Origin of the sequence: Aeromicrobium sp. YIM 150415 (assembly GCF_016918125.1) — a bacterium.
Lineage (GTDB): Bacteria > Actinomycetota > Actinomycetes > Propionibacteriales > Nocardioidaceae > Aeromicrobium > Aeromicrobium piscarium.
This window is the reverse complement of record NZ_JAERWM010000019.1, coordinates 19380-42456: the sequence shown is the minus strand read 5'-3', so window position 1 is coordinate 42456 and position 23077 is coordinate 19380. Positions and strand designations below refer to the sequence as shown.

The 23077-nt window shown below is 69.9% G+C and carries 21 protein-coding genes; 17 read left to right on the top strand and 4 right to left on the bottom strand.

Annotated features, from left to right (window positions below; all coding sequences use genetic code 11):
• Positions 1-20: 20 nt before the first annotated feature.
• The gene (locus JL108_RS12460) at positions 21-1022 is read right to left on the bottom strand and encodes an NAD-dependent epimerase/dehydratase family protein (RefSeq protein ID WP_205198586.1); all 1002 of its coding nucleotides are present in this window, start codon (positions 1020-1022) and stop codon (positions 21-23) included.
• Between the two features lie 270 nt (positions 1023-1292).
• Positions 1293-2216 (bottom strand): LysR family transcriptional regulator, encoded by a 924-nt coding sequence (locus JL108_RS12455; RefSeq protein WP_205198585.1) that lies wholly within the window; start codon positions 2214-2216, stop codon positions 1293-1295.
• A 108-nt stretch (positions 2217-2324) separates the two neighbouring features.
• Between JL108_RS12455 and JL108_RS12450 the strand changes: the two genes are divergently transcribed.
• From JL108_RS12450 to JL108_RS12390, 13 genes are all read left to right on the top strand, one after another.
• Positions 2325-3143, top strand: a complete 819-nt coding sequence (locus tag JL108_RS12450; RefSeq protein ID WP_205198584.1) for an ABC transporter ATP-binding protein — start codon at positions 2325-2327, stop codon at positions 3141-3143.
• Positions 3143-4162 carry an ABC transporter substrate-binding protein gene (locus tag JL108_RS12445; RefSeq protein ID WP_205198583.1) on the top strand — a complete coding sequence of 340 codons (1020 nt, stop codon included), beginning with the start codon at positions 3143-3145 and terminating at the stop codon, positions 4160-4162. The genes JL108_RS12450 and JL108_RS12445 overlap by 1 nt, the downstream gene beginning before the upstream one ends.
• A gap of 7 nt (positions 4163-4169) precedes the next feature.
• Entirely contained in the window at positions 4170-5036 is an 867-nt protein-coding gene (locus JL108_RS12440) for an ABC transporter permease (RefSeq protein ID WP_205198582.1), read from the top strand.
• A 37-nt stretch (positions 5037-5073) separates the two neighbouring features.
• Positions 5074-6024, top strand: a complete 951-nt coding sequence (locus JL108_RS12435) for a dihydrodipicolinate synthase family protein (protein WP_205198581.1) — start codon at positions 5074-5076, stop codon at positions 6022-6024.
• Positions 6021-7115: an alpha-hydroxy acid oxidase gene (locus tag JL108_RS12430; protein ID WP_205198580.1), complete on the top strand. Its 1095-nt coding sequence runs from the start codon at positions 6021-6023 to the stop codon at positions 7113-7115. Before JL108_RS12435 ends, JL108_RS12430 begins: the two co-directional genes overlap by 4 nt.
• A 14-nt stretch (positions 7116-7129) precedes the next feature.
• On the top strand, positions 7130-8080 hold the full coding sequence (locus JL108_RS12425; RefSeq protein WP_205198579.1) for a zinc-binding dehydrogenase: 951 nt from the start codon (positions 7130-7132) through the stop codon (positions 8078-8080).
• 277 nt (positions 8081-8357) lie between these two features.
• Positions 8358-9773, top strand: a complete 1416-nt coding sequence (locus JL108_RS12420; protein ID WP_205198578.1) for an NAD(P)/FAD-dependent oxidoreductase — start codon at positions 8358-8360, stop codon at positions 9771-9773.
• 61 nt (positions 9774-9834) lie between these two features.
• Positions 9835-10308 (top strand): DUF6328 family protein, encoded by a 474-nt coding sequence (locus tag JL108_RS12415; RefSeq protein WP_205198577.1) that lies wholly within the window; start codon positions 9835-9837, stop codon positions 10306-10308.
• Positions 10309-10354: 46 nt separating this feature from the next.
• Positions 10355-11536, top strand: coding sequence for an NAD(P)/FAD-dependent oxidoreductase (locus JL108_RS12410; RefSeq protein ID WP_205198576.1), 1182 nt, complete (start codon positions 10355-10357; stop codon positions 11534-11536).
• A gap of 98 nt (positions 11537-11634) precedes the next feature.
• Entirely contained in the window at positions 11635-13365 is a 1731-nt protein-coding gene (locus JL108_RS12405) for a pyruvate dehydrogenase (protein ID WP_205198575.1), read from the top strand.
• A gap of 440 nt (positions 13366-13805) precedes the next feature.
• A complete protein-coding gene (pgm, locus tag JL108_RS12400) occupies positions 13806-15440 on the top strand; it encodes a phosphoglucomutase (alpha-D-glucose-1,6-bisphosphate-dependent) (protein ID WP_205198574.1) in 1635 nt (544 codons plus the stop codon).
• 111 nt (positions 15441-15551) lie between these two features.
• Positions 15552-17111 (top strand): NAD(P)/FAD-dependent oxidoreductase, encoded by a 1560-nt coding sequence (locus JL108_RS12395; RefSeq protein ID WP_205198573.1) that lies wholly within the window; start codon positions 15552-15554, stop codon positions 17109-17111.
• Between the two features lie 314 nt (positions 17112-17425).
• The gene (locus JL108_RS12390) at positions 17426-17716 is read left to right on the top strand and encodes a DUF2510 domain-containing protein (RefSeq protein ID WP_205198572.1); all 291 of its coding nucleotides are present in this window, start codon (positions 17426-17428) and stop codon (positions 17714-17716) included.
• A gap of 16 nt (positions 17717-17732) precedes the next feature.
• Here JL108_RS12390 and JL108_RS12385 read toward each other — a convergent pair whose 3' ends face one another.
• Together JL108_RS12385 and JL108_RS12380 are read right to left on the bottom strand one after the other, a co-directional pair.
• Positions 17733-18662 (bottom strand): ADP-ribosylglycohydrolase family protein, encoded by a 930-nt coding sequence (locus JL108_RS12385; protein ID WP_205198571.1) that lies wholly within the window; start codon positions 18660-18662, stop codon positions 17733-17735.
• Positions 18659-18982: a putative quinol monooxygenase gene (locus JL108_RS12380; protein ID WP_143913203.1), complete on the bottom strand. Its 324-nt coding sequence runs from the start codon at positions 18980-18982 to the stop codon at positions 18659-18661. The genes JL108_RS12385 and JL108_RS12380 overlap by 4 nt, the downstream gene beginning before the upstream one ends.
• A gap of 152 nt (positions 18983-19134) precedes the next feature.
• Between JL108_RS12380 and JL108_RS12375 the strand changes: the two genes are divergently transcribed.
• The 4 genes from JL108_RS12375 to JL108_RS12360 are packed head-to-tail and all read left to right on the top strand — an operon-like array spanning position 19135 to position 23049.
• On the top strand, positions 19135-20154 hold the full coding sequence (locus JL108_RS12375) for an iron-siderophore ABC transporter substrate-binding protein (RefSeq protein ID WP_205198570.1): 1020 nt from the start codon (positions 19135-19137) through the stop codon (positions 20152-20154).
• Positions 20151-21197, top strand: a complete 1047-nt coding sequence (locus tag JL108_RS12370) for an iron ABC transporter permease (RefSeq protein WP_307837256.1) — start codon at positions 20151-20153, stop codon at positions 21195-21197. The genes JL108_RS12375 and JL108_RS12370 overlap by 4 nt, the downstream gene beginning before the upstream one ends.
• Positions 21194-22219 (top strand): iron chelate uptake ABC transporter family permease subunit, encoded by a 1026-nt coding sequence (locus JL108_RS12365; RefSeq protein ID WP_307837255.1) that lies wholly within the window; start codon positions 21194-21196, stop codon positions 22217-22219. Before JL108_RS12370 ends, JL108_RS12365 begins: the two co-directional genes overlap by 4 nt.
• A complete protein-coding gene (locus JL108_RS12360) occupies positions 22216-23049 on the top strand; it encodes an ABC transporter ATP-binding protein (protein WP_205198569.1) in 834 nt (277 codons plus the stop codon). The genes JL108_RS12365 and JL108_RS12360 overlap by 4 nt, the downstream gene beginning before the upstream one ends.
• Positions 23050-23077 lie beyond the last annotated feature (28 nt).

Below are 23077 nucleotides of genomic sequence, written 5' to 3'. Positions count from 1 at the left end.
CACCGGTGACCGATCGCGTCTCAGAGCGTGCCGTCCGGATGGAGTGGTGGCATTCCCGTGCCGTGTCCGGCACGTGCTCCCTCGAGCATCTCGGTGACGGCCTGGGCGGCACTGTGCCGTGGCTGCCAGTCGAGTTCGCGGAGCGCTCGCTCGCTGGACATCAGCGGGAGCGACATCAGGGCGTCGAAGAGGTCACCGGGTGCACGCACGAGGCGGGCGCGCCAGGCGGCGTCGAGCACGGCGCGGACTGACCGAGGCGGCACGTCGACGGTGCGAGCGTCGAGGATGCGTCCCAGGACGTCCCGGTCGACGACATCGTCGGCGGCGATGTTGAAGGCACCTCGGACGGGTCGCTCGACGGCCTCGGCGTAGGCCTGTGCCAGATCACCTGAGTGGACGGCCTGCAGCCGGAGGCCGCGCGGCACCGGCAGCGCCGGGATCCAGCGCGAGTCGAGGAGCCAAGGACGGACGAGCGGCCCGGCGAAGATGCGCCGCTGCTCGCTCCCCGCCGACCGCTGGAAGACGAAAGCAGGGCGCAGTCGCACCACGGCCGTGTCGGGTCGCGCCTCCTCGAAGGCGTCCAGGACTCGCTCGGTATAGGCCTTCTCGCGAGCATAGGCGGCCGCGGAGGCGCCATCGGTCCGCCATCGCTCGTCGACGAGTTCATCACCTCGGTAGGGGGAGTAGGCGGCGATCGACGAGGCGACGACGACGCGTCCGACGCCCGCCCGCGCGACCGCCTCCAGCACCCGCCGGGTGCCGACCGCATTCGCGCTCCAGGTGATCTCGGGCCGATGGGTGGGCTGGAACATCCACGCCAGGTGGACGACGGCATCGGCTCCATCGAGGAGCGGAGCGAGATCGTCACGTGAGACATCCGCATCTCGCCATGTGACGGAGCCTCCGGCGGGAACGTCCGGGCGACGACGCGCGATACCGACGACATCGTGCCCGCGCGCGGCTAGCTCGCGAACGACCGCCGATCCGACATTCCCGGTGGCGCCGATGACGGCCGTCCTCATCGTGGCTCCCGTCCGAGGACCGCATCGTCGAGGCAGCGAGCTGCGGAGGTGGGCTGTGACAGATTCATGTCATGGTGGTGCCCCGTGCGGGCTCGGTGAATCGCCGAGGGGGGCCGATCGGCTCCTCAACCGTGACGTGACGGTCCGGGTGCCAGCACCCTCGTGGATGCTCTTCGACATCGAACTCCCTTAGCGCGGGCGTCCGCCACGCCCGACGTGCCGTGTCCGGGTCGGCACGCCCGAGGCCACGCGCGGTCGCAAGGACCGGCGTCAGCCGTCCTCGCGATGCGCGGCGGGGTAGAGATCCCGTGAGACGTCGAGAGAGATCTCGCGCAGCTGCCGGATCGAGGGGAGGGTCTCACCGACGCGTGTGCCGAAGGCCAGATAGCTCTCTGCCCGATCATCGCGCAGGCCGATGAACCTGACGCCGAGATAGGGGATCTGCGAGAACTGGTGCGAGACCAGTGCCACCCCACCACCGCCGGCGACCAGGCTCATCAGCATCGGCGTGCTCGTCGCGGTGTGGTTGATGCGTGGGGAGAAGCCGGCGGCCGCGCACGCCTGGAGGGTCGAGCTGCTGATGCCCGCGCCCATCCCCGGGGCGTAGGTCACGAAGGGCTGGTCGCGCAGCTCGCTGAGTAAAATCTCTGTTTCGGCGTGCTCGAAGAACTGCGGGACCACAGCCATCAGCGGGTCGGGGTGGAGCATGGTGAGAGCCACCTGTAGGGAGTCGATCGGCGGACGTAGATAGGCGACGTCGATGGTGCGTTGTTCGAGCTGTCTGACGGCCTCGTGCGAGTGCATCTCATGCAGCTCCAGGTCGACCCGCGGATAGGCCTCACGGAACCGGCCGAGCACATGGGGCAGGACATCGAAGGCCGCCGGCTCGGCGTAGCCCACCCGGATCGAACCGACCCGTCCCAGGTGGGCGTCCCGGGCCAGATTCCGGGCTCGATCGGCCGAGGCGATGAGCGCCGACGCCTCGATGAGGAAGACCTCGCCGGCGGCCGTGAGGCTGATGCCGCGGCCGGTCCTCTCGAAGAGCTCCGTCCCGAGACTCCGCTCGAGCGACCCGACCTGTCGCGAGAGCGGCGGCTGGCTGATGTTGAGGCGTTCGGCGGCACGCCGATAGCTGCCCTCCTCGGCCACGGCGACGAAGGAGCGGAGCTGATGGAAGGTGAAGTCTGATGCCATGATGGGTATCAGTCTTCCGTAAAGATGCATTGGACAGCAATTCTTTTCCGCGCCTAAGGTCGAACCCACCTTCACGGCACCGTGTCACAGATCTCACGGAGGAGACCCATGCACACGATCACCCTCGACGGAGTCGAGGTCGAGTTCCCGAAACCGGGCGACCCCGCGACCACCGTGCACGCGCTCGCGGATCTGAACCTCGAGGTCCGCGATCAGGAGTTCATGTGCCTGCTCGGGCCCAGCGGCTGCGGCAAGTCCACGGCGCTCAATCTCATCGCCGGCTTCACCCAGCCGACCTCCGGGAGCGTCACCGTCGACGGCGAGGTGGTGCGCCGCCCCGGTCCCGAGCGCGGCGTGGTGTTCCAGGACGCCACGATCTTCCCGTGGATGACGGTGCGGGAGAACGTCGCCTTCGGTCCCAAGGTGAGCAAGGGGGCCGGCGGCGCAGAGCTCAAGGCGCTCGTCGACGAGTACATCGAGCGGGTCGGTCTGGGCGCCTTCGGCGATCATCTGCCGCACGAGCTGTCCGGCGGCATGCGCCAGCGCGTGGGCCTGGCCCGGGTGCTCATCAACGATCCGCCGATCCTCCTGATGGACGAGCCCTTCGGCGCTCTGGACGCGCAGACTCGCATCACGATGCAGGAGCTGCTGCTCGAACTGTGGGAGAAGGACCGCAAGACGGTGCTCTTCGTGACCCATGACATCGACGAGGCCCTGATCCTGAGCGATCGCGTCGTCGTGATGAGCGCCCGGCCGGGTCGGATCCGACACACCATCGACGTGGACCTGCCCCGCCCGCGCAGCCACGAGCTGATCACCGACCCCGCCTATGTGTCGCTGCGCCACGAGCTGTTCGAGGAGCTGCGCGACGAATCGCACCGAGCCGACCAGCTCGAGGGCCTCGCCGGCGGAAAGGCGGGTCACTGATGATGCGCGACTGGAAGACCCGGGCGGTCATCGCCATCGTCCTCATGGTGGCCGTGGTGGCCAGCGGGCGTCTCTACGGAGCGCAGAACTCGGCCACCGATGAGAACCGCATCCGCATCGGCTGGGTGGCCGCGGCCTCCTGGGTGCCCTGGGCGACCCTCGAACAGGAGCTCCCCGACGGCACCACGGTCGAGCTCGTGCCCTTCAAGAGCTCCAATGACGAGCTGACCGCGTTGTCCAATGGATCGATCGACATGGCCCCTGTGGGGTACAACAATGTCGCCGCGCTCCTCACCTCCGGTACCCCGCCGGTGACCTTCGTGTCCGGGATCAGCGGCAACGGATCGGTCTTCCTCGCGCGACCCGACAGCGGCATCCAGTCCTGGGAGGACCTGCGCGGCAAGCGGATCGGCTCGGTACGTGGCTCGACGCAGTACGTCAACCTCGCGACCGGCATGAAGGCGCACGGCCTGGATATCGAGACCGATGCCACCTACGTCAACATGCAGGCATTCCCGGACCTGAATCTGGCCCTCGATCGCGGGGACGTCGACGCGATCGTGACCTTCCCGCCGCTGTCGGGGGAGGCCGAGGAAGCCGGCTCGGGTGTGACGGTCGAGGAGATCCAGAGCGAGATCTACGACGGCTCCTTCTCGGTGGCCAGCGGCATCCTCGCCAACAACACCTTCCTGGAGCAGCGCCGTGACGACGCCGAGACCGTGCTGGGCGCGTACTACCGGCAGATGGAGACCCTCCGCGCGGACCCGCAGCGATGGGAAGAGGAGTTCGCCGCGGTGACCGGCAGCAGTGGCGCCGGCATCGCCAACGCCCTGGAACGCGAGTACATCCGTGCCGAGACGGTCATGCCGATGAGCGAGATCGTCAGCGTCCCCGCGGTGCTCTCCCAGATGGGCATCATCGACCAGGACACGGGCGATCAGCTCGCCGAGCTCCTGGACTACTCGCTGCTCGAGTCGATCACCGACGAGTCGGCCGAGCAGCTCGGAAAGAACGAGTGAGGCGACCATGACGAACACCATGACCTCGGCGCGTACCCGCTCCGCACGTCCGTCGGTCCTGACCGGCCGGTGGCGCACCTCGGCGAGCGGTCTCGGCCTGGCCCTCGTGCTCCCGGTGATCATCGCGATCGCCTGGGAGATCGCGGGGCGGCAGAACTGGATCGCGAACGGGCTCTTCCCACCGCTCAGCTCCTGTGTCGCGGCGCTCGCGAACTGGGTCGCCGGCTGGCAGCTGCCGATCGACGGCTTCGTGGCCTCGAATGTCTACTCGGCCACCTGGCTGACCCATGTGGGCGCCTCAGTCGGGCGCGTCCTGACCGGCTTCGTGCTCGGCGCGGTGCTGGCGATCACCTTCGGTGTCCTGGCCGGGGTCAGCTCCGTGGCGCGCCGGATGGTCGATCCCACCATCAACGCGATCCGTCCCATCTCGGTGACCGGCTGGGTGCCGCTGGCGCTCATCGTGTTCGGCATCGGCGACAAGCCGGCCGTGTTCCTGACGGCCCTCGCGACCTTCTTCCCGGTCTACGTCAACACCTTCGCGGGCGTGAGCCGGGTGGACGCCGGCCTGCTGCGGGCGAGCGCGATGCTCGGCGCCAGCCGGGCCCGCACCGTGCGCGACATCGTCCTCCCGGCGGCCTCGCCCAGCCTCGTGACCGGCCTGCGAGTGGCCTCGGGCATCGCCTGGACGACCGTGGTCGTCGCGGAGATCCTCGGAGCGAAGTCGGGCGTCGGTTATGTGCTGATCGACTCCTACAACCAATTCCGCTTCGACTACGTCATCGCCGCGATGGCCACGCTCGGCCTTCTCGGCTACGTCACCGACCGCCTCCTGCAATGGGTCTTCGCCGATGCCCTGCGCTGGTCCGATCGCTGACCGACCACCCCACCTCACACAGGGAGACTGAATAGACATGGATCGACACGATGTCGACTGGAAGGGCTACTGGACGGCCGTCGTGACGCCGTTCACCGCGACGGGCGAGCTGGACGAGGGCGCCTTCGCGCGGATCGTCGAGATCGCCGTCGACGAGGGCGTGCACGGCATCCTGGTCAACGGGAGCACGGGCGAGTGGTTCAGCCAGACCACCGACGAGCGCCGCCGCCTCGCGGAGATCGCGGTCAAGGAGTCGGCCGGGCGTGTGCCGGTGGTCGTCGGGGTCACCTGCACGCGGGCCTCGGACACCGTCGAGCTCGCGCGGCACGCGGCCGACGCCGGTGCGTCCTCGATCATGGCCTCACCCCCGCCGATGGCGCGCCCGACGGCCACGGAACTGCACGCCTACTACTCGACGGTCTTCGCCGCGACGGACCTGCCGGGCTGGCTCTACAACTTCCCGCAGGACAACGGCCACCTCATCGGCATCGACGAGATCGAGCGGCTGGCGGATCTGCCCAACGTGGTCGCCATCAAGCAGAGCGCCCCGGGCACGCAGACGCTGCTCGACACCATCGATCGCGTCGGCGATCGTCTCGTCGTGTTCGGCCACATGCTCGGACGACTCGGACTCGCGCTCATCTCCTCGGGGTACGGAGGCGACGGGCACTTCGGCAGCGGGTTGCTGCTCGGCCGCGACATGCCCGGCTTCTTCGAGCACGCCTGGGCGGGAGAGACGGAGCAGGCCGCGGCCATCGCCGACCGCTACGACGCCCTGATGGAGGTCATGCTCGGCGATCGCGTCGACGGCTACAACTGGGCCTTCGGTGGCATGCAACCCACCCTCAAGGCCGCCATGAACCTCCTCGGCCAGCCGGCGGGCTACCCGCGAGAGCCCAAGCTGCCGGTGGACGACCCCACTGCGCTGGCGGCGATCGCCGATGCCCTGCGCGACGCCGGCCTGACGGTGACCGCCCCGCCGGCATGACGGCCGTCCCGCCGCGTGCGGTGCCGCGCCCCGAGGAGCTGCCCGACCGCGTCACGCTCGCCCGGATGCGCCAACTGGCACACGCGCGGCTCGATCCGCTGACGATCGAGTATCTGGAGACCGGCGCGGCCGATCAGCGCACGGTCGTCGCGAACGAACGCGATTTCGAGCGCCATCGGATCGCTCCGCATGTGCTGCGCGACGTCTCGGCGGTCTCCACGGTCACCGAGCTGCTCGGGCACGTCTTCGCGAGTCCGATCCTCGTGGCTCCCACGGGATCGCACGCGCTCTTCCATGCCGAAGGGGAGAAGGCGACGGCGCGGGGAGCCGCCGACGCCGGGTGCGGATACGTCATGAGCGGGTATTCCACCACCGATCCCGACGATCTGGAGGTCGACACGAGCTCGATGTGGCTCCAGGTCAACGTCCCGCCGGTGCGTGCGGTGCTCGATCGGATCGTCGAACGCGCCGGACGGCACGCGGCGCTCGTCGTGACGGTCGATACGCCGGTGGTCGGGGCTCGCGAGTCCCAGACCTGGGACGGCCTCACCCTGCCTCCGGGGCTCAGCTTCCCCTTGCTCGACGGCCTGGAGCTGCGTCCCGAGGCGGGCCGCGGCATCTATCGCACGGGACTCGACGCGTCCTTCGGCCTCGACGACCTCGCCAGGATCGTCGAGGAGTCCTCGGTGCCGGTCGTGGTCAAGGGGATCGTGCGGGGCGACGACGCCCGGGCGGCGATCGACGCGGGGGCGTCGGCCGTCATCGTCTCCAACCACGGAGGGCGGAACCTGGACTCGGGTCTGTCCACGGTCCGTGCCCTGCCGGGAGTCGTGGAAGGCGTGGCCGGGAGGGTGCCGATCCTCCTCGACGGCGGGATCCGCCGCGGCACCGATGTGCTCATCGCACTCGCGCTCGGCGCATCGGCCGTCCTCGTCGGACGTCCGATCCTGTGGGGCCTGACCGTCGCGGGGTCCTCCGGGGTCCGCGCGGTCCTCGACATCCTGGGCCGCGAGCTGGCGATGGCGATGGCGCTGTGCGGGGTGAACACTGTGACCGATATCGATACCGACCTCCTCTCGACGGACGGCTGAAGGGAATCTCGACGATGTGGCAGTTGCAACAACCCGGGCCGGCGGCCTTCGACCGGCTGTCGGTGCCGGCGCCGACAGCCGAGGACCTCGGCGAGGACGAGGTGCTGCTGCGCTTCGCCTGCGGAGCGATCTGCGGGAGCGATATCCCGAAGTTCCTGGGACACCTCGACCCGGACAACCCGTACACGGGCATGCCCGGCGTGCCGCTGCACGAGCTCGTCGCGCGGGTCGAGGCAAGCACCAGCGCTCGTTTCGCGCCGGGGGATCGCGTCGTGGGGATCGTGGCCCAGTCGCGCGGCCTCGCCGAATATGTCGTGAACCCCGCGCGCTTCGTGCACCGCCTCGACGACCGGTTGAGCGATGTCGAGGCCACGGTCGTGCAGCCGGTCTCCACGGTGCTCAGCGCATTCGGGAATGTCGGCGACGTGGCGGGACGGTCGGTGGCCGTGCTCGGACTCGGCCCGCTCGGGATCCTCTTCGCTCAGATCGCGAAGGCCAGGGGAGCTCGTCACGTCACCGGCGTGGACCGTGTCGACCGGTCCGACGTGGGTGCGGTCTTCGGGATCGACGAGGTCGTCACCGGCGAGGTGCGGGCGTGGGCCTCCTCGCTGAGCGAGGATGAGCGGCCCGAGCTGGTGATCGACGCCATCGGTCACCGCCAGGAGATCGTCGCCGATGCCGTGACGGCTGCCGGGTTCGGCGGGGAGATCCTGGTCTTCGGTCTGCCGGAGGATCACTATGTGTTCCCGATGCGCACCTTCTTCCGCAAGAGCCTGACGCTGTGGGCCGGGGCGACCCAGGACTGGGAGCGCTACCTCGCGGAGGCGGAGCGCCACGTGCTCGAGCACGAGGTGCTCCGGACCGGCTACATCACGGAGGTCTATCCGGTCGCCGACGCCGCCGAGGCGTACCGTCGCTATGCCACGCCGGCGCCGGGACGTCTGAAGATCGCCCTCGTGCCCTGACCTGTCCGTGTGATCCCGGACGACGGAGACCGCCTAGGGCATGTCTGACAATTCCCGACCTACTGCGCGACGTCCCGCGGGCGCCTCGCTACGTTGCCGTCACTCGCAAGACAATCCCCCGCAAGCGGGAGGTGCCCCCACCCGGTATGGCTTCGTTCCGGCGTGGGGGTACCTCCCTGCACGGAGCGCAGCGGAGTGCTTGGGGGATTGCGAGGCATCCCGCGGATACGCCGCTCGCTACGGCCACGAATTGTCAGACACGCCCTAGGGTGAGCGTATGACCAAGGCTGTCGTCGTCGGGAGCGGTCCCAACGGGCTCGCGGCCGCCGTGACCCTCGCGGACGCGGGCGTCGACGTGACCGTGCTGGAGGCGTCCGACGCGCCCGGCGGCGGCACGCGCACCGTGGAGGCGACGCTGCCCGGTCTCCTGCACGACGAGTGCTCCGGCTTTCACCCGCTGGCGCTCGACACCGCCTTCACCCGCCGCTTCGACCTCACCGCTCAAGGGCTCGAGTGGGCCTGGCCCGAGGTGCAGTACGCCCATCCGCTGGACGCGGGCCGGGGCGCGGCAGTGTGGCGCTCGGTCGGGGACACCGCCACCGCCCTGGGATCCGACGCCCGCGCCTACACGCGGATGTTCGGCCCGCTGACGAGACACTTCGACGACATCTCCACGGAGTTCCTCCAGCCCGTCGTGCATGCGCCTCGGCATCCGGTGGCGCTCGGGCGGTTCGGCCTCTACGCGACGGCACCGGCCACGTGGGTGGCGCGACGGTTCGGCACCGAGGAGGCCAGAGCGCTATGGGGCGGCGTCGCTGCGCACGCCTTCCGGCCGTTGGGATCGCCGATGTCATCCGCGATCGGCACGGCCCTCGGCACTGCCGCCCATCGCTTCGGCTGGCCGGTGGCGGTCGGCGGATCGGCGTCCATCGCCGCGGCGATGATCGCGCTGTTGGAGGCCCACGGCGGCAGAGTGGAGACGGGGGTCGAGGTCACCTCCGTGGCCGAGCTCGGCGAGTACGACCTGCGGATGCTCGACACCTCCCCGGTCGGGGCGGCCGCCCTCCTGAACGGGACCCAGCGACCGGGTGTGGCTCGCGCCTACCGGCGATTCCGGCACGGGCCGGCGGCCTATCAGGTGGCGTTCGCGGTCGAGGGAGGCATTCCCTGGGCCTACGATCCGGCGTCACGCGCCGGGACGGTGCACCTCTCCGGTTCGTTGGAGGAGACCGTCGAGGCCGAGCGGGCGGTCTGGAGGGGACACCTGCCCGATCGCCCTTTCGTTCTGCTGGGGCAGCAGTACCTGGCCGACCCCTCCCGGTCGGTCGGCGACGTGCATCCGGTCGACTGCTACGCCCACGTGCCGCTCGGCTACGACGGAGACGCCACTGAGCGGATCATCGCTCAGATCGAGCGGTTCGCTCCAGGATTCCGCGACCGGATCGTGGCCAGCGCGGTGCGCCCGTCACGACGGATTGCCGCCGACAACCGGAACTTCACCGGTGGCGACATCCTGACGGGCGCCAACACACCGCGCCAGCTCGTGTTCCGCCCGCGGATGACGCTCCATCCGTACGACGCCGGAGCGCCAGGAACGTACCTGTGCTCGGCGGCCACCCCTCCGGGTGCCGGAGCGCATGGCATGGCGGGCCACCTCGCGGCGAGAAGGGCACTGACGGTGCTCGGGCGCTGAGCCTCCTGCATCGCGCCGCCGCTCGGCTTGCGGCTCGTCTCGCTGACGCGAGCATGGAAGGATGTCGGGTTCGACCGCTCCAGGAACCCCCAGAGGCGCGCTCCTGGACCGCAACTGGAACGAGCTGCTGCAGGAGCTGCGCGTCGCGCAGACCGGTGTGCAGATCCTCACCGCGTTCCTGCTGACGGTGCCGTTCTCGGCAGCCTTCGAGACGTTGACCCACGACCGCCGGATCGTCTACGTCGGGGTGCTGGTCTCGGCGATGACCTCGATGCTGCTGCTGATGACGCCGGTCGCACTGCACCGCCGGCTCTTCCACCGCGGCGAACGGCCATGGCTCGTGGCCGCGGCGAACCGGCTCTCGCTCGTCGGGTTGGGACTGCTCGCCGTCGCCAACGTGGGTGCCGCGTGGCTCGTCGTCGACGTGGTGCTGGGGACGGTCGAAGCCTTCGTGGTCGCCGGATTGATGGGCCTGCTCGCCGTCGTCCTGTGGTGGGCGATGCCGATGCTCACCAGACGCTCGCATCGAGCGTGAGGCCGCTCGGCTTGCGCGCCGGGCCGAGCGGGTCAGCATGGAGGACATGGACGAGATCGTCATCATCGGTGCGGGATTGTCGGCAGCCAAGGCCGCGGAGTCGTTGCGCGAGGAGGGCTTCGTCGGGGAACTGACGATGATCGGCGAGGAGCGTCATCGCCCCTACGAGCGGCCACCGCTGTCCAAGGAGTTCCTCACCGGGCAGAGTCCGATCGACGACGCCTTCGTGTTCGGCGCCGACTGGTTCCTCGAGCACGACGTACGACTGCGCAGCGGCGCGACCGCACGCCGCCTCGACCTCGAGGCCTCGCGCATCGGGCTCGACACCGGCGAGACGCTCGGCTTCGACGCCCTCGTGCTGGCCACCGGCGCCGCGCCGCGAGTGCTCGACATCCCCGGCAGCGAGCGCGCCCACTATCTGCGGACGATCGAGGACGCCGAACGGCTCAAGCGCTCGTTCGAGGACGCCCGCAGCCTGGTGACGATCGGCGGCGGATGGATCGGCCTCGAGGTCGCCGCGGCGGCACGGGGCGCCGGTCTGGAAGTCACGATCGTCGAAGCGGGCGAGCTGCCATTGCTGCGCGTGCTGGGGGAACGGCTGGCACGGCACGTGAGCGAGCTGCACCTCTCACACGGCGTGGATCTGCGGACCCGGACCGAGGTCGAGGAGGTGCTCTACGACGGCGGCCGGACCAGCGGCGTGCGGACGGCAGATGAGACGATCCCGGCCGATATCGTCGTGGTCGCCGCCGGCGCCGTGCCGAATACCGGTCTGGCGGAGGGCGCGGGCCTGCGCGTCGACGACGGCGTGCTGGTGGACGAGCGGCTGCGGACCAGCGACGATCGGGTCTTCGCGATCGGCGATCTCGCCAACGCCCACAACACGCTGCTGGGGACGCGGCTGCGAGTGGAGCACTGGGACAATGCGCAGCGGCAGGGCGAACTGGTCGGCAAGACCGTCCTCGGCAGTACCGCCGCCTACGACTGGGCGCCCTATTTCTTCACCGATCAGTTCGAGTTCTCGATGGAGTACGTGGGGCACGGCTCGCCCGAGGACGAGGTCGAGATCCGCGGCGACCTCGACACGCAGGAGTTCATCGCCTACTGGCTCGACGGGGACGGCCGGCTGACCGCCGCGATGAATGTCGGCATCTGGGACGTCAACGACGAGCTGCGGTCGATGATCGGCACGCGGGTCGACCGGACGACGCTGACCGACCTGCGCTGAGAGCCGTTCGGCTCCGTGACGCATCGGACACGTTCTCGGCCTGCGCGGGGGCGGTGTCGATGGTGGACTGAGAGCAGAACCTCTGGAAGGGAGTCTCCATGCCGACCGTGGCCGAACAACTCATCGACACGCTCTACGCCGCGGGGGTCCGTCACATCTACGGCCTCGTCGGGGACAGCCTCAACCCCGTCACGGACGCGATCCGCGATCACGACGACATGGAGTGGGTGCACTGCCACAACGAGGAGGCGGCGGCCTTCGCCGCGGCGGCCGAGGCACAGCTCACCGGTCGACTGGCCGTCTGCGCGGCATCGTGCGGCCCGGGCAACACGCACCTGATCCAGGGCCTGTTCGACGCGCATCGCACCGGCGCGCCCGTCCTGGCCATCGCCTCGCACATCCCGTCGGCCCAGATCGGCACGACCTACTTCCAGGAGACGCACCCCGAGCGGCTGTTCGTCGAGTGCAGTCACTGGTGCGAGATGGTCAACGGTCCCGAGCAGATGCCCCGCGCCGTGCGTATCGCGATGCAGGCGGCGGTCGGGCAGCGCGGGGTGGCCGTCATGGTGCTGCCCGGTGACGTGAGCTCGCAGGACGCGGCACATCCGACGGCCATCAGCGACGGCCCCGTCCCGCCCGCCACGGTGCTTCCGGACCCCGAACGCGTCGATCGTCTCGCCGCCCTCATCGACGATGCGGAGAAGATCGCGCTGTTCGCCGGCGCGGGCGTCGCCGGGAGCAGGGACACCGTGGTCTCGTTCGCCGAACTCGTCAAGGCCCCGGTGGGGCACTCCCTCGGTGGCAAGGAGTGGATCCAGTACGACAATCCCTTCGACGTCGGGATGAGCGGGCTGCTCGGCTATGGGGCGTGTCACGAGGCCCTGCACGAGGCGGACCTGGTGATCCTGCTCGGCACCGACTTCCCCTATGACGACTTCCTGCCACAGAGGAACACGGTGCAGATCGACATCGCGCCCGAGCGTCTCGGCCGCCGCAGCGTGCTGGAGCTGGGGATCGTGGGAGACGTGGGGGAGACACTGCGCGCGGTCATGGGCAAGATCACGCCCAAGACCGACGAGAGCTTCCTCGACGACATGCTGCGTCGGCACGAGAAGGCCTTGACCCGGGTGGTCGACGCCTACACCAAGAAGGCCGAGAAGCTCGTGCCGATCCATCCCGAGTACGTCGCGGCCATCCTCGACGACGTGGCCGCCGAGGATGCGATCTTCACGGTCGACACCGGTATGTGCAATGTCTGGGCCGCCCGCTACATCACGCCCAACGGCCGCCGCCGGGTCATCGGCTCGTTCCGTCACGGCACGATGGCCAATGCGCTGCCGCACGCGATCGGGGCCCAGACCGCGTACCCGGGCCGTCAAGTGGTCTCGATGTCCGGCGACGGCGGGCTGTCGATGCTGCTGGGCGAGTTGCTGACCGCGCGCGAGCACGATCTGCCGTTGAATGTCGTGCTGTTCAACAACGGCTCGCTCGGCATGGTGCGGCTGGAGATGCTCGTGGCCGGGTATCCCTACTTCGGCACCGACCACCCCTCGCCGGATTTCGCCACGATCGCGAAGGGTGCCGGGATCGCGTCCTGGACGGTCGAGAAGCCCGGCGAGGTCCGTGGCGCGCTCACCGAGGCCTTCGCCCACGATGGTCCGACCCTCGTCGACGTGCGCACGGACCCGAACGCTCTGTCCTTGCCTCCGTCGATCACCGGCGGTCAGGTGAAGGGCTTCGCGCTCGCCGCGACGCGGACCGTGCTGGACGGGGGAGTGGGCCGGATGATCGACCTCGCCCGCAGCAACCTGCGCAACATCCCGAGATAACCCGCCCACCCGTGGCGGTAGGCCATCAACCCTTCCCTCGGGCAGGGAGGTAGGTCATCAACGTTTCCTTCCGCGTGGCGGTAGGTGGTCAACGTTATTCGTGCCTGGTGGGGTTGATGACGTACCGCTACCTGCGTGCCGCTGGGCCCGGGCGCGGGGGTAGGTGGTCGACGTTATTCGTGCTCGATGGGGTTGATGACGTACCGCGGACCCCGAGGGAAGGGTTGATGACGTACCGCCACCTGCGTGCCGCTGGGCCCGGGCGTGGCGGTAGGCGGTCAACGTTATTCGTGCTCGATGGGGTTGATGACGTACCGCGGACCCCGAGGGAAGGGTTGATGACGTACCGCCACCGCCGCACGGGACGCTACCGCCGCCGGGCGAGGGGATCGGGTCCGCAGGCTGCTGCCGGGGTGGCCACGAAATGACACGATAGGGGCATGAGCGCCACGCACCCTCGGGCCGGACAGCCCGCCCGCCCCGAGGACCTCATCGATCTGTCGCACCTGGTGACCGCCTACTACACGCGCCGCCCCGACCCCGAAGACCCGGCACAGCAGGTGGTGTTCGGCACCAGCGGGCATCGTGGCAGCAGCCTCGACGGCGCCTTCAACGACGCGCACATCGCGGCGATCACCCAGGCGATCTGCGAGTACCGGGCACAGCAGGGCTATGACGGGCCGCTCTTCCTCGGGCGCGACACCCACGCTTTGTCCGAGCCCGCGTGGACGACGGCGATCGAGGTCCTGGTGGCCAATGACGTCACGGTGCTCGTCGACGCCGAGGACGGCTACACGCCGACGCCCGCGGTGTCCCACGCCATCCTGCGCGCCAACCGGGGAGGCGGCACCGCCGACGGCATCGTGGTGACGCCGTCGCACAACCCGCCCCGCGACGGAGGCTTCAAGTACAACCCGCCGCACGGTGGCCCGGCCGGGTCGGACGCGACGGGATGGATCGCCCGTCGGGCCAACGAGCTCGTCGCCGGAGACCTCACCGGGGTGCGGCGCGTGCCCTTCGAGGCGGCACGCGCCGCCTGCGAGAGCTATGACTTCCTCGGCACCTATGTCGACGACCTCCCCTCGGTGATCGATCTGGAGGCCATCGCCCGAGCCGGTGTGCATATCGGCGCCGATCCGCTCGGGGGCGCGAGCGTGGCCTACTGGCAGCGCATCGCCGAGACGCACGGGCTACGACTCGAGGTCGTCAACCCCCGGGTCGACGGCACGTTCGGATTCATGACCCTCGACCGCGACGGCAAGATCCGCATGGACTGCTCCAGTCCCGCCGCGATGGCCTCGCTCGTGCGGCAGCGCGACAGCTTCGACCTGGCCACCGGCAACGACGCCGATGCCGACCGGCACGGCATCGTGACCCCCGATGCCGGGCTCATGAATCCCAATCACTACCTGGCCGTCGCGATCGAGTACCTGTTCGGGGGCGCCCGTCCCGGATGGCCCGAGGGCACCGCGATCGGCAAGACCCTCGTGTCCTCGTCGATGATCGACCGGGTCGCCACGGCGGTCGGCCGACGGGTCGAGGAAGTGCCGGTCGGGTTCAAGTGGTTCGTCGACGGCTTGGTCGACGGCAGCCTCGGCTTCGGGGGCGAGGAGTCCGCCGGCGCCTCGTTCCTCCGTCGCGACGGCAGCGTGTGGACGACCGACAAGGACGGCATCATCGCCTGCCTGCTGGCCGCGGAGATCCTCGCGGTCACCGGTCGCACGCCCAGCGAGCATTACGCGGAGCTGACGCGCCGCCATGGCGACCCGGCCTATGCCCGGCTCGACGCCCCGGCCTCCCGGGAGCAGAAGGCGCGGCTCGGCCGCCTCGCCGCCTCGGATGTGACGGCCACCGAGCTGGCGGGGGAGAGGATCACCGGCGTGCTCACCGAGGCGCCCGGCAACGGCGCGGCGATCGGGGGCGTCAAGGTGACCACGGATTCGGCGTGGTTCGCCGCGCGGCCGTCGGGGACCGAGGACGTCTACAAGATCTACGCCGAGTCCTTCCGCGGCGCCGAGCACCTCGCCCAGGTGCAGCAGGAGGCGCAGGCGCTGGTCGACGGCGTCCTCGGCTGATCACCGCCTCAGGCCGCCTTTCGCCGGGTTCTGGCCCCTCGTAGCGGCGTGTCGAGGGCCCGAACCTGGCAAAAGCCGGGCTCGGAGGGCCGAATCTGGTGGACTGGGGTCATGGACGACGCGATCGTGGTGGGCGCCGGGCCCAATGGGCTGGTGGCAGCGAACCGGCTGGCCGATGCCGGCTGGTCGGTGCTGGTGATCGAGCAGCAGCCCGAGATCGGGGGCGCAGTGCGCCATGACAGCGCGGTGCATCCGGGCTTCGTCCACGACACCTTCAGCTCCTTCTATCCGCTCGCGGCGGCCTCGCCGGTCATGCGCGCCCTCGAGCTCGAGCGCTGGGGTCTGCGCTGGAGACATGCGCCGGCGGTCCTCGGGCACTGTTTCGACGACGGACGCTGGGCGATGCAGGTACGCGATCGGGAGGCGACCGCGCAGCGCTTCGACGACGAGCACCGTGGCGACGGCGACGCCTGGCTCCGGCTGTGCGATCTCTGGGACCGGGTGGGTGACGACCTGATCGGCACGCTGTTCACCTCCTTCCCGCCGGTACGGAAGGGACTCGGCCTGCTGCGCCGGCTGCCGCGAGCCGGGGGCACGGAGTCGGTGCGACTGCTGGCGATGCCGGTGACGCAGCTCGCCCGGACCTGTTTCGGTGGACGCGGCCCGGCTGCCGTCCTGGCGGGCAACGCCGCGCACGCCGATATCCCACTGGACGCCCCGGGCTCGGGTCTCATGGGTGTCCTGATGACGATGCTGGGTCAGACGGTGGGCTACCCCGTGCCGTCCGGTGGCGCCGGAGAGCTGACGCGGGCGCTGGCGCGCAGGTTCGAGGCGTCGGGCGGCCGTATCGTTCGTGGGACGGCCGTGGCCGCCGTCGAACTGCAGGGGCGGCGGGTCGCGGGCGTGCGATTGGCCGATGGGAGCAGGATCGCCGCCCGCCGGGTGCTGGCCGATGTCAGCGCTCCCGCCCTCTACGACCGGCTGCTCCCGCCCTCCTCGCTGCCGCCGCGCGTGCGCCGGGCCATGGCCACCTTCCAGTGGGACCCGGGCACGGTCAAGGTGGACTGGGCTCTCGACCGGGGCGTGCCGTGGAGCACCATGCCGGCAGCGGCGCCGGGCACGGTGCACGTCGCCGACTCCGCCGGGGAGATGACCGCCTCGGTCGCCCAGGTCGCTGCGGGCGTGCTGCCGGCGTCCCCGTTCCTGCTTGCCGGTCAGATGTCGACCACCGACCCCGACCGCTCACCCCGGGGCACCGAGTCCATGTGGGCCTACACGCACGTGCCGCAGCGGGTGCACGAGGACGCGGCCGGCGAGCTGACCGGACGGTGGGACCACGATGAGCTCGAACGGTTCGCCGACCGGATGCAAGCGCGGATCGAGGCACGGGCACCCGGCTTCGGCACACGGGTCCTGGCGCGGCGCGTCCTCGGTCCGCGTGAGCTCGAGGCACGCGATGCCAATCTCGTCGGGGGAGCGATCGGCGGCGGCACCCAGCAGCTGCATCAACAGCTCGTCTTCCGGCCGATCCCCGGCCTGGCCAGGCCCGAGACCTTCGTGCGCGGGCTCTACCTGGCGTCGAGCTCGGCGCATCCGGGCGGGGGCGTCCACGGCGCACCGGGGGACAACGCGGCGAGGGCGGCGCTCTTCCACGCCCGTCTCGGGCGGTGAGCTGTCAACCATCCGGTGGCGCCGCGCTCGGTAGCGGTGGGGTCGGTGGTCGACCGTGCACCGAATTTCTCGTCGTGCGCGTCATCGGTGGCTGCTGAACACCAGCCGCTGTCGTGTGGTTGGTGGTACACCGTCATCGGGTGCTGGGGCGGTGACCTGTCGACCACTCGGCATGCTCAGCGGTGGTTGACTGCTCACCGCCCTGAGCGTCGCCCGGTTGTCGGCGCGCCATGTCGCGTATCTCTCACCAGGGGTTGACCGATCGACCCTCCGGCGCGCTACCGTCGAGGGAGAAGCTTCGTCGAGGAGTCTGTATGACGAATCCGGTATCCGCCCGGCCCACCATCCCTGACTGGTATCCCGATCCGCGGTCCGAGGCGCCCTTGCGTTACTGGGACGGCGAGTCCTGGACGACGCATGTGGCGCCGCTCGATCTCGGCCGTCAGCTGGCCGAGGCGAAGACCCACCGCCCTTGGTACAAGAAGAAGCGCATCCTCGGCCCCGTCGGTGTCGTGGTGGTCGTCGCCGTCTTCGCCGTGCTCGGCCAGATCCCGGCAGACTCGTCGACCTCCTCGGCGCCTCTGTCGGTCGTGCACTCCGGCTAGCGCAGGTGCTGAGCCCCTAGGGCAGTACCGACGTCGCGAGCCGGCCGAGGCCCTCGGCGTCGTAGCCGCCGTATCCGTGCAGCAGTCGCGACCATTCGCGGGGGACGGCGGAGGCTCCCCATCGGGCGCCGACGAGACCGCCCGTGATGGCGGCGACGGTATCGGTGTCATGGCCGCTGCGCACGGCCGCCATCAGCGCGATCGTCAGCTGGACCGCGCCGTCCCCGGGGGCCGAGCTGATCGCCGCCCACGCCGTCTGGAGCGCCGTCACGGTGTACCCGTTGGGGGCGAATCGACGCGGATCAGCGCCTGTCGCCGCATCGAGGCGATCGCGCCAGATGTCCCGGTGGTCCTCGTCGATCAGATCGAGACCGGAGAGCACGTCGAGCCCACCACCGGTCAGGGCCCGGCGTACCGCCTCGGTCCACAGCACGCACGACTCGACGCAGTCCGGATGCGGATGGGTCAATTCGGCGAACCGGCGTGCCAGCCGGGCTACGGCCCGGCGGTCGGAGGGGCGGGCGAGGGCGATGACCGCGGTCCGCATGAGCGCTCCGTTGCCGGCCGCCTCGGGCTCGGCCCGCCACGTCGCCTGCGCCGCCTCGTAGACGGCGGCGGCGGTGGGCGCCGATGCGCTGTCGAGGACGCGACGGGTCTGACGGCCCGCATCGGGCGCGGTCTTGACCCAGTCGACGAAGGAGCCGGCGGCGGCATCGAGAGCGCGGTCCTCGGCTCCGGGATGATCGCGCAGCGCCTCCGCGACGCACACGGACATCGCCGTGTCGTCGGAGTACTCACCCGGCGCCCGCTCGGCCGGTCCGCCGCCGACCATCTGCGGGACGACATTCTCCGGCAGGGGCGGACCGAACTCGTAGGGGACGCCGAGCGCGTCGCCGCACGCCTGGGCGATGAGGAGCCCCTGGGCGCGATCGGCCAGCGAGGTCACTCGACCGTCATCTCACCCATGAGGTTCCAGTCGGTGGCCTCGATCTGCTCGCTGATGATCTGCGGGGTGCGCACGAGGGCCGGGGGCAGATCGCGCATGGCCTGGGCGAAATGCTCGGACTGCACGTGCTCACTTCCGGCGTCGCCGTCGGCGAAGGCTTCGAGCAGGACGAAGACGTTCGGGTCCTCGACGCTGCGAGACCAGTCGAACCACAGGTTCCCGGGCTCGGCGCGGGTGGCCTCGGTGAAGGGGGTGACATGCTCGATCCAGCGCTCGGACCATTCGGGCTTCACGGTGAACTTGACGGCGATGAAGATCATCCCTCCAGTGTGCCGTCCGGCGCGGCCGCCCGCCGTTCTCCGGACCGGGTGGCGGGTGTGATGTGTCCGATCGTCGGAGGCCTTGCCCTGCATGGGGGGTCACGGTCTAGGCTAGGCAAGCCTTACCTGCTCATCCTGAAAGTCGAGTCTTCATGCGTTCTTCGCGTCTTCTGGCGGTCACCGGCCTCTCGGCCGCCCTCGTCCTCGCCGCCTGCGGCGAGTCCTCACAGGACGACACCTCCGGAGGCGGGGGATCCGGTGACTTCCCCGTCACCATCGAGCACGCCTTCGGCGAGACGACCATCGAGTCCGAGCCCGAGCGGGCTGCCACGGTCGCCTGGTCGAACCACGAGGTGCCCTTGGCGCTCGGCATCGTCCCGGTGGGCATGTCCGAGGCCGTCTGGGGCGATGACGACGGCGACGGCGTGCTGCCCTGGGTCGAGGACCGGCTCGAGGAGCTGGACGCCGATACGCCGGAGCTGTTCGACGAGACCGAGGGCATCGACTTCGAGGCCGTCGCCGACACGCAGCCGGACGTCATCCTCGCCGCCTATTCGGGCATGTCCGAGGAGGACTACGAGACGCTCAGCAAGATCGCTCCCGTCGTCGCGTACCCCGACACGCCCTGGGCCACCGGCTGGCGCGAGACGATCGAGATGAACAGCAAGGCGCTGGGGCGCGAGGACGAGGGCAAGGAGCTCGTCGCCGACCTCGAGCAGCAGATCGCCGACGGCGTCGCCGAGCGCCCCCAGCTCGACGGCAAGACGGCCGTGTTCAGCTATCTCGAGCCCACCGATCTCAGCGAGATCGGCTACTACACGACGCACGACCCTCGCGCCCAGTTCTTCGCCGACCTCGGTCTCGGCACCCCGTCGATCGTCGAAGAGGGTTCCGGTTCCAGTGAGGAGTTCTACCTCACGCAGAGCGCCGAGGAGGCCGATGCCTTCGACGACGCCGATATCTTCATCACCTACGGCGACGAGGCACTACGTCAGACGCTGCGCGATGATCCGCTGATCTCCCAGATCCCGGCGATCGCGAACGACGCCATCGTCATGTTCGAGGACAACACGCCGCTGGCGGCGGCGGGGAACCCCTCGGCACTCTCTATCCCGTGGGGCCTCGACCAGTACCTCGATCTGCTGGCCGAAGCCGCCGACAAGGCGCAGTGAGCGCCACCCTCCTCACGCGCCCGGGACCGGACGACGCGATGATGCGTCGCCCGGTCCCGGTGCGTCTGCTCGTCCTGCTCGCCGGCGTGGTCGTGCTCGTCTTGGCGGCTGCGCTGTCGGTCGCCTTCGGCACCAGGATCGTCGCCTGGCAGGACATCGTCAGCGCCTTCACCACGAGCGCGGACGGCATCGCGGAGGCGGCGGTACGCCAACGCGTGCCCCGCACGGTGCTCGCGATGCTCGTGGGAGCCTCGCTCGGCGTGGCGGGAGCCGTGCTTCAGGGACTGACGCGCAATCCGCTCGCCGATCCGATGATCCTCGGCATCACGCCGGGTGCCTCGCTGGCCGTCGTCTCGGGCATCGCCTTCTTCGGCCTCAGCACGGCCACGGGCTATATCTGGGTCGCCATCGTGGGAGCCGCGTTAGCCTCGGCCTTCGTCTACACCATCGGTTCGCTCGGCCGCGGGGGACCGACGCCGCTGAAGCTCGCCCTGTCCGGCGCCGCGACCACCGCTGCGTTCACCTCGCTCATCAGCGCGATCCTGCTGCCCCGCATCGATGTCATGAACGTCTTCCGGTTCTGGCAGGTCGGCGGTGTCGGCGGCGCGTCCTACAGCAGGATCGGGCAGGTGCTGCCGTTCCTCGTCGTGGGTGCGCTGCTCTGCCTGGTGTGCGTCCGCGGCCTGAACACACTGGCGCTCGGCGACGATCTCGCGCGTGGGCTCGGCGAGCGGGTCATGGTCACACGGATCGTCGCCTTCCTCGGTGCTGTGACGCTGTGTGGCGCCGCGACGGCGGTGGCCGGGCCGATCGCCTTCGTCGGGCTCGTGGTGCCGCACGTCTGCCGGCTGCTCGTCGGCGTGGACCATCGCTGGCTGCTCGCCTCGGCTGGGCTGCTGGGCGCCATTCTGCTGACGGTCGCCGACGTGGTCGGCCGGATCGTCGCCCGCCCGTCGGAGATCGACGTCGGCATCGTGACGGCGATCATCGGCGCCCCCTTCTTTATCTACGTCGTCCGCCGGCAGAAGGTGCGCGCGCTGTGAGCGTCGGGGCCATCGCCGCGGGCAGGTCACGGCGCCTGGCGAAACGCCGGACCGTCATCGGTGCTCTCGTCGTGGCGGTCATCGGCATGTACGCGGTCACGCTGATGGTGGGCCAGACCTTCTATTCTCCCGGCGATGTCGCGCGGGTCATCGCCGGGCAGACCGTGCCCGGCGCCTCGTTCACCGTGGGGGACTTGCGCCTCCCGCGGGCGACCCTCGCGGTCCTGACCGGCATCGCCTTCGCCCTCGGCGGTGCCACCTTCCAGACGATGTTGCGCAACCCGTTGGCCAGCCCCGACATCATCGGCATCTCGCACGGGGCGAGCGCCGCGGCGGTCTTCGCGATCACGGTGCTGACGGTCTCCGGTGCGGCCGTCTCCTTCGTGGCGATCGTGGCCTCGCTCGCGACGGCGATGGCGATCTACGTGCTGTCCTTCCGAGACGGTGTTGTCGGGACCCGGCTCATCCTCATCGGCATCGGTATCGCCGCGATGTTGCAGAGCGTCGTGTCCTACCTCCTCATCCGGGCGTCGACCTGGGACCTGCAGGTGGCGATGCGGTGGATCACCGGGAGCATCAACGGCGCCAGCTGGTCGTTGGCGCTGCCGCTGGTGTGCGCGGTGGTGGTGCTGGGCGGGATCCTGCTCGCGCACTCGCGTCAGCTCGAACTGCTCCAACTGGGCGACGAGTCCGCCTCGGCCCTCGGCGTGCGGGTCGAGCGCACCCGCCTCGTGGTCATCGTGGCCGCGGTCGGCCTGATCGCCTTCGCCACCGCCGCCGCCGGCCCCATCGCCTTCGTGGCGTTCCTGTCCGGACCGATCGCCGCACGGCTGGTCGGGCCGACGGGTTCGGTGCTGGTGCCCGCGGCGCTGGTCGGGGCCCTCCTGGTGCTGACCGCCGATCTCCTCGGTCAGTTCGCCTTCGGCACGCGCTACCCCGTCGGGGTCATCACCGGCGTCCTCGGCGCCCCCTATCTCGTCTATCTGCTGATCCGCACCAATCGCGCGGGAGGTTCGCTATGACCGACGCACATACCCTGCATACCGAGCAGCTGAGCCTGGGGTACGGGGATCGGGTCGTGGTCGACTCGCTCGATCTGACGATCCCCACGGGACGGATCACGACGATCGTCGGAGCGAACGCCTGCGGCAAATCGACCCTGCTGCGGGCGATGGCGAGGCTGCTCGCTCCCCGGAACGGGCGTGTGGTGCTGGACGGCAAGGACCTGCATCGGCTGCCGACCAAGGAGGTCGCGCGGACACTCGGGCTGTTGCCGCAGTCGCCCATCGCGCCTGAGGGCATCGCGGTGGCCGATCTCGTGGGCCGTGGACGGCATCCCCATCAGAAGGTGTTCGCACGGTGGAGCCGCGAGGACGAGGCGGCGGTGCTGTCGGCGCTCGAGGCGACCGGGACCACCGAGCTCGCCGATCGCTCGGTCGACGAGCTGTCCGGAGGGCAGCGCCAGCGGGTGTGGATCGCGATGGCGCTCGCGCAGCAGACGGATCTGCTGCTCCTCGACGAGCCCACGACCTTCCTCGACGTGACCCATCAGATCGAGGTGCTGGATCTGCTGACCGATCTCAATCGGCAGCGCGGCACCACCATCGTCATGGTCCTGCACGATCTCAATCTGGCCGCTCGGTACGCCGATCACCTCATCGCGGTCGCCGGGGGTGCGCTGCACGCCGCGGGTTCGCCTGCCGATGTGCTGACGGCCGCGACGGTGCGGGAGGTTTTCGGGCTGGATAGCGAGGTGGTGGCCGATCCGACCTCGGGCAAGCCGATGATGCTGCCGATCGGGCGGTACCACGCGCGGCAGGTCCAGCCGGCGACCGCGACTGAGGCGGGATAGACGAAAGATGTGACTCGGTGGTTGCCAT